The sequence below is a fragment of the Chryseobacterium gilvum genome, from assembly GCF_025628965.1.
Taxonomy (GTDB): Bacteria; Bacteroidota; Bacteroidia; order Flavobacteriales; family Weeksellaceae; genus Chryseobacterium; species Chryseobacterium gilvum.
The window spans coordinates 1,396,364-1,408,520 of the sequence record NZ_JAOTEN010000001.1 but is presented as its reverse complement, the minus strand read 5'-3'; the positions used below and the strand labels follow the sequence as shown (position 1 = coordinate 1,408,520).

Annotated in this window: 14 protein-coding genes; 12 read left to right on the top strand and 2 right to left on the bottom strand. The window is 37.4% G+C overall.

Annotation, left to right across the window (positions count from 1 at the left end; translation table 11 throughout):
- Positions 1 to 20: 20 nt before the first annotated feature.
- Both N0B16_RS06510 and N0B16_RS06505 read right to left on the bottom strand, forming a co-directional pair.
- The gene (locus tag N0B16_RS06510) at positions 21 to 398 is read right to left on the bottom strand and encodes a DoxX family protein (protein WP_262989926.1); all 378 of its coding nucleotides are present in this window, start codon (positions 396 to 398) and stop codon (positions 21 to 23) included.
- A 16-nt stretch (positions 399 to 414) separates the two neighbouring features.
- Entirely contained in the window at positions 415 to 1,419 is a 1,005-nt protein-coding gene (locus N0B16_RS06505) for an SDR family oxidoreductase (RefSeq protein WP_262989925.1), read from the bottom strand.
- Positions 1,420 to 1,576: 157 nt separating this feature from the next.
- On the opposite strand from N0B16_RS06505, the gene N0B16_RS06500 reads away from it, so the two are divergent.
- The 12 genes from N0B16_RS06500 (at position 1,577) to N0B16_RS06445 (ending at position 12,137) form a co-directional block, all read left to right on the top strand.
- Entirely contained in the window at positions 1,577 to 3,079 is a 1,503-nt protein-coding gene (locus N0B16_RS06500; RefSeq protein WP_262989923.1) for a carbon-nitrogen hydrolase family protein, read from the top strand.
- Positions 3,080 to 3,186: 107 nt separating this feature from the next.
- The gene (locus N0B16_RS06495) at positions 3,187 to 3,639 is read left to right on the top strand and encodes a PA2169 family four-helix-bundle protein (RefSeq protein ID WP_262989922.1); all 453 of its coding nucleotides are present in this window, start codon (positions 3,187 to 3,189) and stop codon (positions 3,637 to 3,639) included.
- Between the two features lie 410 nt (positions 3,640 to 4,049).
- A complete protein-coding gene (locus tag N0B16_RS06490; protein ID WP_262989920.1) occupies positions 4,050 to 4,610 on the top strand; it encodes a helix-turn-helix domain-containing protein in 561 nt (186 codons plus the stop codon).
- Positions 4,611 to 4,630: 20 nt separating this feature from the next.
- Positions 4,631 to 4,900 carry a heme oxygenase gene (locus N0B16_RS06485; protein ID WP_262989919.1) on the top strand — a complete coding sequence of 90 codons (270 nt, stop codon included), beginning with the start codon at positions 4,631 to 4,633 and terminating at the stop codon, positions 4,898 to 4,900.
- 161 nt (positions 4,901 to 5,061) lie between these two features.
- Positions 5,062 to 5,715 (top strand): DEAD/DEAH box helicase, encoded by a 654-nt coding sequence (locus tag N0B16_RS06480; protein WP_262989918.1) that lies wholly within the window; start codon positions 5,062 to 5,064, stop codon positions 5,713 to 5,715.
- 98 nt (positions 5,716 to 5,813) lie between these two features.
- Complete coding sequence (locus N0B16_RS06475; RefSeq protein WP_262989917.1) at positions 5,814 to 6,008, top strand: cold-shock protein; 195 nt, start codon at positions 5,814 to 5,816, stop codon at positions 6,006 to 6,008.
- Positions 6,009 to 6,263: 255 nt separating this feature from the next.
- A complete protein-coding gene (locus N0B16_RS06470) occupies positions 6,264 to 6,698 on the top strand; it encodes a hypothetical protein (RefSeq protein WP_262989916.1) in 435 nt (144 codons plus the stop codon).
- Positions 6,699 to 6,974: 276 nt separating this feature from the next.
- Complete coding sequence (locus N0B16_RS06465) at positions 6,975 to 7,721, top strand: stress-induced protein (RefSeq protein WP_262989915.1); 747 nt, start codon at positions 6,975 to 6,977, stop codon at positions 7,719 to 7,721.
- A gap of 65 nt (positions 7,722 to 7,786) precedes the next feature.
- A complete protein-coding gene (locus N0B16_RS06460; RefSeq protein ID WP_262989914.1) occupies positions 7,787 to 8,386 on the top strand; it encodes a YciE/YciF ferroxidase family protein in 600 nt (199 codons plus the stop codon).
- Between the two features lie 101 nt (positions 8,387 to 8,487).
- A complete protein-coding gene (locus N0B16_RS06455; RefSeq protein WP_262989913.1) occupies positions 8,488 to 9,285 on the top strand; it encodes an SDR family NAD(P)-dependent oxidoreductase in 798 nt (265 codons plus the stop codon).
- Positions 9,286 to 9,328: 43 nt separating this feature from the next.
- Positions 9,329 to 9,943: a hypothetical protein gene (locus tag N0B16_RS06450; RefSeq protein ID WP_262989912.1), complete on the top strand. Its 615-nt coding sequence runs from the start codon at positions 9,329 to 9,331 to the stop codon at positions 9,941 to 9,943.
- 43 nt (positions 9,944 to 9,986) lie between these two features.
- Positions 9,987 to 12,137 (top strand): catalase, encoded by a 2,151-nt coding sequence (locus N0B16_RS06445; RefSeq protein WP_262989911.1) that lies wholly within the window; start codon positions 9,987 to 9,989, stop codon positions 12,135 to 12,137.
- Positions 12,138 to 12,157: the final 20 nt, after the last annotated feature.

The window sequence follows — 12,157 nt, the reverse complement described above, 5'->3', positions numbered from 1 at the left end:
TTAAATGTAAACGTAATGGTTTATTGATCAGTTGATTTTAAAGCCCATGCTATTAAAAGCGGCTGCATGAAAAGCCTTGCCAGTCTTTTTTGATCAGTGTCGAGGCCGAAAGCATCCTTCCGGTTTTTATATTGGGCTATATTTCCAGGGAAAACTGCGGCAAAAAAAGCTCCTACAAACTGTCCCAAAGCTTTTCTGTATTTTTTAGGTGTTGCGATAAGTGCAGTTCCTAAAGCAATCTCAGCCACTCCGGAGTAGACCACAGTATCATCTTTATCTAAAGGCACCCAATCCGGGACTTGCGCCTGAAACTCTTTTCTTGCAAAAGTAAGATGCCCTATTCCTGCAGTGATCAGCATGGTTCCTAACGCAATTCTTGATATATTTTTTGTTGTCATGCTTTATTTTATTTAATTAAGAATTGATTGATGAATCTTTTGTCTTCTGAGATTTCAGAAAATGTAGGGCTGCAAGACAAATTAATCCGACTGCTGCTGTACCTGCAATTTTTTTGGACGAAGGTAGAAGTGTTTTGCCGTCAATTTCCATATTTCCTTCTGATGGTCTCAGCACATTTCCGGACGTATCTTTTGAGTAATGGTCATCTTTTATCACCAATCCTGCCACTGATGACGATATTTTTTTGATAAGGGATGGAAATAAAGGATACAGATATTTAAAAGTAGAAGAAAACCAGTCAGGATATACAGATGCTTCTGGATTGACGGCAAGTTTTACGATAGAAGCTGCAAGCTCGCGGGGATCAAATGAAGGTGGAGGAGTTTTCAGTTCTACACCAGAGTAATTAGCAGCATGTTCTATTCCTGCAGATTTCTGAAAACCGGGATATACTGCGCAAATATGAATATCCGGAAAACCTGAAACCTCACCCTGCAAACTTTCCACCATGCCTTTTATTCCGAATTTTGAAGCAGTGTAAGCGGTTCCGAACGGAGCCGGCATGATACCACCAATAGAAATATTATTGATTAAAACCCCGTTACGCTGTCTTTTAAAAACCGGCAAAACAGCATGTACCGAATGAATATATCCCAAAAGATTAGTCTTTATCACCTGATCTATCACTTCAATAGGGGTTTCTTCAAATTTTCCAAAGGCCAAAACACCCGCGTTACTTACCCAATAATCAATACGGTTATTGAACAATAATGCTTTTTCAGCGAGTTGATATACCTGTTCTGCATCTGAAACATCAGTAGGAACCACCAAAGTTTTTACCCCATAATTTTCACAGATCTCTGAGACCTTCCGTAAGCCTTCTTCACCACGGGCAGCCAGAACAAGATGGGCGCCCTTCTCTGCAAAAGCTTCTGCGATTGCTTTTCCGACACCGCTTGAAGCTCCGGTGATAACAACGGTTTTACCTGTGAGCGGATGATGATTTTTAGACCTTTTCATGGAAAAATATGTCCAAAATTCAGACCATAATAATGATAATGTATATTTTTTGCGAAATTAAAAAATACACTTCTGTATTTGATCTATTTAAAAGCGGATTCAATTTGTAAAATTCCGGTTCGCTTTATTTCCTTAACTTTCATGAAAAATATATTATATGCAGATAGAAACCCGTACCCTGAGTATTGAGGATTATGACGAGCTGGTGGAAACGATGCGCCGTGCGTATCCCAAAATGTCAGAATATGTCTGGTCAAAAAAAAGCATTGCAAAACTGGTCAAAATTTTTCAGCCGGGACAGATCTGTATTACCGTAGACGGAAAAGTAGCAGCTGTAGCCTTATCTATCATCGTTAATTATGAAGAGTTTGATGATGAGCACACCTATAGCGATATTACCGGAAATTATACCTTTAATACGCATTCTTCCACAGGAAATGTTTTATATGGAATCGAAATTTTCGTTGATCCGCAATTTCGTGAGCTGAGACTTGGAAGAAGGCTGTACGATGCCAGAAAAGAACTGTGCGAACAGCTGAATCTGAAATCAATAGTTCTGGGTGGTAGAATACCAGATTATCACAAATATAGCAGCGATTTTTCTGCAAGAGAATACATCCGGAAAGTAAGGGATAAAGAGATTTATGATCCGGTGCTTTCTTTTCAGCTTTCCAATAATTTTTTACCGATCAGAGTGCTGAAAAAATATCTTCCAGAAGATGAGGCTTCCCGCGAAAATGCCGTCTTGATGCAGTGGAATAATATTTATTACAGCAAAAAGCCTAATACGATGCAGGATAATGTGATTCGTTTGGGATTGGTGCAATGGCAGATGCGGCATTTTAAAGATATTAATGCTTTTTATGAGCAGGTAGAGTTTTTTGTGAATGTGATGGGAGATTACAAATCGGATTTTGTATTATTTCCTGAGCTTTTTAATACGCCTTTACTTGCGCCTTTTAATAATCTTTCAGAGAGAGACAGCATGATTGAGCTGGCAAAAATCACTGAAAATATCAAGAATAAAATTTCACAGCTCGCTATCAGTTATAATGTAAATATAATTTCCGGCAGCATGCCGCTTTTTGAGAATAATGATCTGTACAATGTGAGTTACCTGCTTCACAGGGACGGGAGAATCGATGAATACCGAAAAATTCATATTACACCCAATGAAAGGAAGTATTATGGCATGAAGGGCGGCAACGAAATAAAGGTTTTTGACACCGATTGCGGAAAAATAGGGCTCGTCATCTGCTATGATGTGGAATTTCCGGAATTGCCGCGAATTTTAGCAGATCAGGGGATGAAAATTTTATTTGTTCCTTATCTTACCGATACCCAGAATGCTTATATCAGAGTTCGCCACTGTGCGGCGGCAAGAGCCATTGAAAATGAATGTTATGTCGCGATTGCAGGATGTGTGGGAAATCTTCCCGGGGTGAATAATATGGACATCCAGTTTGGGCAGGCTGCTGTTTTTACCCCTTCAGACTTTCCCTTTCCGTCTAATGCCGTAAAAGGAGAAGCAACGCCCAATACCGAAATGACGCTCATAGTAGATGTAGACCTCAATTTACTTAAAGATCTGCATTACCACGGTTCTGTACAGGTTTTAAACGACCGCCGCAAAGATCTTTACGAAACGTATTTGAAATAAATTGAGAAATAATATCATTATGTTAAATAATCATAAATAAACAAAAGCGTTTTCCGAAAGGCACAGATGTTGTAAATTTTGTAGTACACTAATCAAAAAAATGTATTATGAACAACGAAAAAACAGTATCGGTACTTAATGATCTACTGAACATTACCAATGACAGAATAGAAGGATTTTCAAAAGTTGAAGACAAAGTTTGGGATACATATTCAGGTTTAAAAAGTGATTACGACCAGATGGTTTCACAATCTCAGCAAATGAAAAGTGAACTTATAAGCCTGATCAATGAAAACGGAGGAGAAGCAGATAATACAACTTCTACCGCAGGAGCAATACACAGAGCTTGGATCGATGTTAAAAACTCTTTCACAGGAAATAAGGAAGAATCTACATTAGAAAATGTAGTTTTCGGTGAGAATGCTGCAATTGATGCTTATCAGAATGCATTAGACAGCGGAGATCTTTCTGCGGACTGCTCAAGAGTCGTTCAGGATCAGCTGCATCATCTGAAATCTTCATATGCAAAATTTGAAAATTTAGAAAACATCAAGAGTTAAATTTTTTTATTCATACTTTCAGGCCGCTTCATTAATCTGAAGCGGCTTTTTTATTGCATTTATTTCACTAAACAGGGTAATTTTTGCAGTACTGATTTTAGCAATACAATTTAATTTTATTAAAAATCTGATAATTAAGGCGATAACGCCTTAATTAATTGTACCTTAGTTGAATATTAAAACGTGAAACTGAATTTTGTTTTGCCATTCATTTCACTATTCCAACGTTGTATAAATGGCATGCAGCATTTAATTTTAGTGATTATGAATAAATCTGCATTCATTTTACCTGAAAATCAGAACGGGAAACTCGCGGAATGTTCCTCTATGCCTGTTTGCTATACAACCATACAGAATTTTTTAATTTTTCGAATAATATATGCTTTATTCAACGATCATAGTATTACGGGATGAAATTATATATCAAACATATGGTCGGTCAGAAGTGTAAAGATAAAGTGAATGAGACGCTTATCAATCTTGGTATGCCATACGTTTGTGTAGACTTGGGAATGATTGAAACTCCGGAAGACATTAATCTCGTACAAAAAAATATATTAAAAGGAAAATTACAGGATCTGGGTTTTGATTTACTGGATAGCAAAAAGCATATTCTGATCGAAAACATAAAAAGTGCTGTGATCCAGATGGTTCACCAGTACGGAGGCCAACATAAAGAAAAACATTCAGATTATCTGAGCAGAAATTTGGGATATGACTACACCTATATGTCAAACACCTTTTCACAGCAAAAAAAGATGACACTGCAGCAGTTTATTATTCTTCAGAAAGTTGAAAAAATTAAAGAGCTGCTTTTATATGATGAGTTAAACCTTGCCGAAATTGCTGTCAAATTAAACTACAGCAGCGTGGCGCATCTTTCAAACCAATTCAAAAAAAATACAGGATTTTCACCTTCTGATTATAAAAAAATGAATCTTAAAAGGAAAGAAAACTTAGAAAATCTGTAAGTAATTTAAAGTCAGTTGTAATGAAAACACTTCACCTTTTTAAATACAATGATGCCATTCATTGGGAAAAACCATCTTTCAGTGAAGAATCAAAGCTTGATTCTTTGAATGATTTTATGATGATGGATCTGCTGAATGTAGAAATTGTCTATGAACTCCTGATTGATGTGGAGGATGATTTTATCCTGGAAAACCATATGCAGAGTGAGCTTTCTGAACTTTGCGATAAGGCAAAAGAAACCGTTGAGCATTATTTTATTACAGCAGAAAACGGCTTTAATATTATTTAGACTCAAATTGAAACAAAAAATTAAATCATCACAAAACAAAAGTATTGCAATAATATAACCCAAACTAAGAAGAATGTATGTATATTGCCGGATCAATCATATAATTTCAGCTTCTTACGGTAACATTGATACAGCAACACGGGATTTCCCGATATTCAATAATGAACTTCAAAACCTTAAATTTAATCAATCCTATTGTTCGCGCCGCGACCGAAACAGGATATTCTAGACCAACTGATATGCAGAGTATGGCCATTCCGCAGATCCTTTTGGGAAAAGATATTATGGGATTTGCCGAAAAAGGAAAAGAAAAGCTGGCCGCTTTTACCATGCCCGTTCTTCAGCTGCTGAAAAAAAATAATCCGGATCATAATGAAGTCCGGGCTCTGATTTTAACTTCTTCCGGAGACTCAGCCATCCAGATTGAAGAAAATTTTAAAATCTATAGCAAATACCTTCCTTTGTCACAGCTTTCTGTCTTCGAAGGGATTTTAAACGGAACCCATTTAGCCGCCCTCAGAAAAAGGCTTGATGTACTGATAATTACACCGGGAAAGCTACTGGAACTCGATCAGGTACGATATATTGACCTTTCAAAGGTAGAAATTCTGGTTTTGGATGAAACAGAAATGATGATGGAAAAGATTTCTCAGGCTGATCTGAAAAAAATCATCGGTAAGCTTCCTCAGAAAAGACAAAATATAATGTTTGCCGGGAAAATGTCTGACGAAATTAAAAAAATGGCTTCTGCAATTTTAAATAATCCCTTAGAAGTGACTGCGGTAAGAAAGCCATCCGTAATTCAGGATACGTAAATCGGCTTAGAAAATAATAACGAAAGACTATACGTCTTAAAATAAATGTTCAATACAGTATTGAGCTCAGCAATAAACAATAATTTAATACCATTACAATGCAAGAAGGCACAGTAAAATTTTTTAACGAAACAAAAGGTTTCGGATTTATTTCTCCATCAAACGGTGGACCGGACATATTTGTACATTCCACAGGATTGGAATCAAGAACAATTCGTGAAAACGATAAAGTAACTTTTGAAGTACAAAAAGGTGAAAAAGGACTAAATGCAGTCAATGTAAAATTAGTATAACTTTCATCTATTTAACTATAAAGCCTCTTATGAGGCTTTTTTTATGCGGTAAATTTTGTGCACATAATTTATTATATTGGAATATCAGAACGCCACAACATCACATTCCCATCTTTTTAAATGAAGATCCTGTCAAAATCGGTTTTTATACTGTTAATATATCCTTTTTTCTAATAAATTTCTCACAAATATGATTAGAGTCATAAGATTTCTAGCCGTACTGTGACTATTTTTATAAAACCAAAATATTAAAATATGAAATTTATTGTTACATCGATCCTTGTACTAGGATTATTAACGGTTGGCTGCAAAAAAGATACGCAGAACCAAACAACTACCAATCAGGACTCTCTATCCGGTGCAGATTCCATGACCACACCTATGGAAAACAATTCTATGGACAGCACTTCAATGTCTTCACCATCTACCTCTGGAGATTCACTGTCAACAGGTACCAATTCCGGTACAACAGGAAACTCATCAAATGATGGAAACTCCGGATCAGCTACAGGATCTTCAGGAAACACATCCAATGGAAACACAGGAAATTCAGGTAGAAACTCCGGGTCGACTACAGGATCTTCGTCTGACAGAAATTCTGGCAGATCGTCATCTACAACACCTGAATCTTCGGGCAGAAATTCAAGTGCAACCACAGGATCTACTTCTACGGAATCTACCGGAAGATAATTGCTCTTGTTAAAGTAATAGAATCTATATAAAATTGTATTACGCTTAGATTTATCACTAATAATTATTAGTACTCGCTCCATTTTATTGTTGTCATTCTGCAGGTGATAACTTTAAAGTTATTTAGCGTATGAAATTCATTCACATTTGAATGGACAAGGAAATCATATGCCTAAAAAAATACCATATTAAACCAAAATTACAAAACCAGTTACCGCTGATACTAGTTAAGGTGGTTAACAATCAACCAAATATTAATATCAAAAATTTCAGGTCATGAATAATAGAAATTCAAACAGCAACAACAGAAGCTCAAGAGGAAATTCTTCTAATGATGCCAAATCAACACTTGAAGAAATTTACCAGTTAGGATACGACCACGGTTTTAGCGATGCAACGCAGGATGAAGATTATGATGATGATTTCTCAGATTATGAGGATGAATATGATGATTTTCTAGATTCTTATGATGACGACGATGATTACAATGACGACGATTATGATGATGATGAAGACTATGATGATGACGATGATAATGACAACAGAGGAAGAGGTTCTAGAGGAAATGGCAGCCAACAGAGAGATAATCAGGGAAGATTCACTTCAGACGGCAGAAGTTCCCGTGGTTCATCAGGTTCAGGATCAGGAAGATCAGGTTCCGGCGGCGGAAGAGGTTCAGTTCAGGGATCCTCATCTTCAGGACGTGGCGGTAACGCATCTTCAGGCAGAGGAAGATCCGGAGGAAATTCCGGTTCGGGATCAGGAAGATCAGGCGGCGGAAATTCCGGAAGATCCGGTAATTCAAACAGCGGCAGATCGTCTTCCGGTAACGGAGGAGGAGGTTCCAGAGGCTCAAATTCCGGTTCAGGATCAGGGTCAGGAAATTCAAGAAGAGGTTTTGCTTCAATGAGTAAAGCCGAGCGTACAAGAATTGCAAGAATGGGAGGTCAGGCTTCACATGGCGGCGGAAGATCTTCTGGTTCGGGAAGATCAGGATTCGGCGGCAGACGTAATAATTCATAATTTTTTACAGATTACCTCTTTATCATAAAGAGGTAATCTTTTAATACAATTGTTAAAATCATATTATGGCAACTAAAACAACAGAAACGAGTACCGCTGCCTCTACGGAAGCAGTGACAGATAAAAAACTAACGGTAGGCAACGCAAAAGTTGACGAGAACGAAATGAAACACTCTTCTCTGCATAAATTTTTTGTAGATGCGCTCAAAGATATTTATTATGCGGAAGATGCCATTATAACGGCATTAGAAAAAATGCAGGAAGCGGCAACTACCGAAGAACTAAAAGATGCTTTTGAAGATCATCAACTGCAGACAAAAAAACACATCAGCCGATTGGAAAAAGTTTTTAAATCGATCAATGAAGAGCCTGAAAGAAAAAAATGTGAAGCCATTGAAGGCATCATCAAAGAAGGCGAAGAAATTATCAAAACAACTAAAGAAGGTTCTATGACCAGAGATGCAGCACTTATCATTGCCGCGCAGAAAGTGGAGCATTATGAGATTGCAACCTATGGCGGTCTTGCACAGTTGGCCATCACCATGGGACACGATAAAGCTGCAGACCTGCTTGAAAGAACTCTGCAGGAGGAAGAAGAAACAGATCATAATCTTACCGATATTGCTGAAACATTCATCAATTTTGACGCAGAACAGGAAGATTAAAAACCATCAAATAAGCCATACAGCAATTTGTATGGCTTATTTTTCAAATAAATTTATAAGAAAGGAATAACGAGTAATACGATCACTAAAATTAAACCGTAATGGAACAAAAAGATAAATATGCACTAGTAACCGGGGCTACAAGTGGAATAGGGTATGAATTGGCTAAACTATTGGCAAAAGATGGTTACAATCTGGCAATCGTAGGAAGAAACCATGACACCCTGGAAAAAAAATCAGCTGAATTTAAATCCTACGGAATCAAAGTAATCTGTTTTGCTAAAAATCTTTTTCATCAGGATGATGTATACTCTTTATATGCGGATCTGAAATTGAACAATATCAGTCCGGAAATCTTAATAAATGATGCAGGACAAGGAGTATACGGAAAATTTCAGGATACCGACATCAATAAAGAAGTCGATATTATCAATCTGAATATCCTGTCTGTGATTATTCTAACAAAATTGTTTTTAAAAGACAGGCTCTCGAAAGGATCGGGGAAAATATTGAATCTCGCTTCCATCGCCAGCAAATCTCCGGGGCCGTGGCATTCTGTATATCACGGAACCAAAGCCTTTATTTTATCATGGTCCGAGGCAATTCGGGAAGAGCTGAAAGATTCAGGGATTTCAGTAACGGCGCTTTTACCGGGACCTACCGACACCGATTTTTTTAATAAAGCCAATATGAACCAGAGTAAAATTCTTGAAGATAAAAACAATCTTGCTTCTCCGGAAGAAGTAGCAAAAGATGGGTATGATGCCATGATGAGCGGAACCGATAAAGTAGTTTCAGGAATAAAAAATAAACTGATGGTTGCGTTTACCAATATTTCGAAAGACAGCAATACGGCTCATATGATGAGCGAAATGCAGAAGCCTGTTTCAGAAGAATAAACGAACGTACTTCTCACAGAATATAATCTTTTAAAAATAATTGATGAAAAAATATGCAATACAAGTCCTTCAATGGGTGCCGGAAAATAAACAGGGATCAGAAAATGATGCATTCGCAGTTAGAGATTTTGATTCTGTAGAATCTGCAAAACAGTCTTTTGAAAGATATGCGCAAAAGCTTCTGCAGATCAATGAATGGAATGTAATGGCAGGTAAAAACCCTACAGAATTTTATCTGGTTTCTGCGAAGAATACAGAAAGTTCATTATTTGCGAAAGAAAATGATTTTGTTAAAATTAAAATGCCTGCACCGAAAAATAAAATAGGACATGGATACGACTGGGTGATCATCAATAAACTAATAAAATCCACTGAATCTGAATTACAATATTTTCTGATACAGATGAAGCCTCACTCATGTCCGGAAAGTGCAAGTGGAAAAACAGCTCATTTTTATACCGATAAAGCGACCAATACATTCATTATCGCCCAGAAAGGCACAAAAATACAGATGAGCGTACATGGAAGAAATGAAATTCCAAATACAGAAAATATAGGTCTAATTAGCAGATTGAGAAACATGTTTGTAGGAATGGGAGGTATTTTCGGAGGCAGCAAGATACAATGGGAGGCTTTTGCGGAAGAATTCATAAAATAGAAATTACAAAACTAAATATAAACAACAATTTAATTACAAAATAATGGATATGAAAAATACTCCGTCGGAAAAAAACGAAAAACTGGATCAGCTTGATCAGTTTAAAACCGACAATCATAATGAAAAAATGACCACCAATCAGGGGTTAAAGGTAAATAACAATCAAGATTCCCTTAAAACGGATGAAAGAGGTGCAACCTTGTTGGAAGATTTTATTCTAAGGGAAAAAATCACACAGTTTGACCATGAAAGAATTCCTGAGCGCGTGGTTCATGCAAGAGGATCCGGTGCACATGGTGTTTTTAAGCTTACCAAAAGCATGGGCCAATTTACCAAAGCCGGCTTTCTAAATGAAGTAGGCAAAGAAACTCCAGTTTTCGTACGGTTTTCTACCGTTGCAGGAAGTAGAGGAAGTACAGATTTGGCGAGAGACGTAAGAGGTTTTTCGGTTAAATTTTATACAGAAGAGGGCAATTACGACTTGGTAGCGAATAATATTCCTGTATTTTTCATCCAGGATGCGATTAAATTTCCGGATCTTGTGCATGCCGTAAAACCGGAAGCAGATCACGAAATTCCTCAGGCTTCTTCGGCACACGATACATTCTGGGATTTTATTTCTTTAATGCCCGAAAGTATGCACATGATTATGTGGTTGATGAGTGACAGGGCAATCCCTAGAAGCTATAGAATGATGGAAGGATTCGGTGTGCATTCTTTTAAATTTATCAATGATGAAGGTAAGGTACATTTTGTAAAATTCCATTTTAAGCCAAAATTAGGAGTACATTCTGTAGCTTGGAACGAAGCGCAGAAAATCTCCGGAGTAGATCCGGATTTTCACAGAAGAGACCTTTGGGATGCCATTGATAATGGCGCGTTTCCGGAATGGGATTTCGGAGTACAGTTAGTTCCCGAAGAAAATGAGTTTGATTTTGATTTTGATCTTCTTGATGCAACAAAGATTATTCCTGAAGAAGTTGTACCGGTTGAGATCATCGGAACACTGACTTTAAACAGAAATCCGGACAACTTTTTTGCAGAAACAGAGCAGGTTGCTTTTCATCCCGGCCATATTGTTCCGGGTATCGATTTCAGCAATGATCCTCTTTTGCAGGGAAGATTGTTCTCGTATACAGACACGCAGCTTTCAAGACTGGGTTCACCCAATTTCCATGAAATCCCAATCAACAAATCTTTAAATACGGTTCATAATAACAATCGTGACGGTCATATGAGACAGCAAATCGCGAAAGGAAAAGTAAACTACGAGCCGAATTCCATAGGAGGAGGGTGCCCTTTTCAGGCTATGATGAAAGAAGGCGGATTTACTTCTCATAGCGAAAGGATAAGCGGGTCAAAAATACGCGCCAGAAGCCAGAGCTTTGTAGATCATTATTCTCAGGCTAAAATGTTTTTTAACAGCCAGGCTGCCCATGAAAAGACCCATCTGGAAAATGCCCTGGTTTTTGAATTGTCAAAAGTGAAAACCACATCGATCCGTGAAAGAATGGTAGGACAGTTAGCGTTTATCGACATGACCCTTGCTGAAAATGTTGCCGGGAAACTAGGGGTAAAAGTGACCCGTCTTGAGATGCCGAATCAAAGTATTCCTGCAGATGCAGATCCTTCGACGCTTCAAAGTGAAGAAAGAGAGCCTAAAACGCAGGTTTCTGAAGCTTTAAGCATGAAAAATACCGTTAAAGATACCATCGAAAGCCGAATTATCGGATTTATCATGGCAAACGGCGCAGCATCTGAAAATACGCTTTCATTAAAAAATATATTGGAAAGTGAAGGAGCAGTTGTACAAATTATCTCCAATGACGTTGCACCTTTTACATCAGATAACGGAAATGCCATAGTGCCTCATCATTCAATTACTAGTACTGCCAGTGTTTGTTTTGATGCGTTATATATCTGTCCGGGAGAAGAGTCAATACAAGAATTTGTAAAACCTGGTAACAAGCATATTGTGGTAGACTTTATTAACGAAGCATATAAACATTGTAAGGCAGTTTATTTTGGAGAAGGTACTGATGAGATTTACAATGCTACTTTAGTGAGCACCGGAAAACATGATGATCCTGCGATTATTACAGCAGAAAAACCAGATGCGGATGATTTATTTATAAAAGCAATTGCCGGTCACCGTGTTTGGGAATTTGAGAAAGAAAGAAATATGATGGCATAAAATTAGTTCATTTATAATTA

What these genes read in the sequence shown, in the direction of transcription:
- N0B16_RS06510 (WP_262989926.1), bottom strand. Translation starts at nt 398, where the DNA reads ATGACAACAAAAAATATATCAAGAATTGCGTTAGGAACCATGCTGATC.
- N0B16_RS06505 (WP_262989925.1), bottom strand. Translation starts at nt 1,419, where the DNA reads ATGAAAAGGTCTAAAAATCATCATCCGCTCACAGGTAAAACCGTTGTT.
- N0B16_RS06500 (WP_262989923.1), top strand. Translation starts at nt 1,577, where the DNA reads ATGCAGATAGAAACCCGTACCCTGAGTATTGAGGATTATGACGAGCTG.
- N0B16_RS06495 (WP_262989922.1), top strand. Translation starts at nt 3,187, where the DNA reads ATGAACAACGAAAAAACAGTATCGGTACTTAATGATCTACTGAACATT.
- N0B16_RS06490 (WP_262989920.1), top strand. Translation starts at nt 4,050, where the DNA reads ATGAAATTATATATCAAACATATGGTCGGTCAGAAGTGTAAAGATAAA.
- N0B16_RS06485 (WP_262989919.1), top strand. Translation starts at nt 4,631, where the DNA reads ATGAAAACACTTCACCTTTTTAAATACAATGATGCCATTCATTGGGAA.
- N0B16_RS06480 (WP_262989918.1), top strand. Translation starts at nt 5,062, where the DNA reads ATGAACTTCAAAACCTTAAATTTAATCAATCCTATTGTTCGCGCCGCG.
- N0B16_RS06475 (WP_262989917.1), top strand. Translation starts at nt 5,814, where the DNA reads ATGCAAGAAGGCACAGTAAAATTTTTTAACGAAACAAAAGGTTTCGGA.
- N0B16_RS06470 (WP_262989916.1), top strand. Translation starts at nt 6,264, where the DNA reads ATGAAATTTATTGTTACATCGATCCTTGTACTAGGATTATTAACGGTT.
- N0B16_RS06465 (WP_262989915.1), top strand. Translation starts at nt 6,975, where the DNA reads ATGAATAATAGAAATTCAAACAGCAACAACAGAAGCTCAAGAGGAAAT.
- N0B16_RS06460 (WP_262989914.1), top strand. Translation starts at nt 7,787, where the DNA reads ATGGCAACTAAAACAACAGAAACGAGTACCGCTGCCTCTACGGAAGCA.
- N0B16_RS06455 (WP_262989913.1), top strand. Translation starts at nt 8,488, where the DNA reads ATGGAACAAAAAGATAAATATGCACTAGTAACCGGGGCTACAAGTGGA.
- N0B16_RS06450 (WP_262989912.1), top strand. Translation starts at nt 9,329, where the DNA reads ATGAAAAAATATGCAATACAAGTCCTTCAATGGGTGCCGGAAAATAAA.
- N0B16_RS06445 (WP_262989911.1), top strand. Translation starts at nt 9,987, where the DNA reads ATGGATATGAAAAATACTCCGTCGGAAAAAAACGAAAAACTGGATCAG.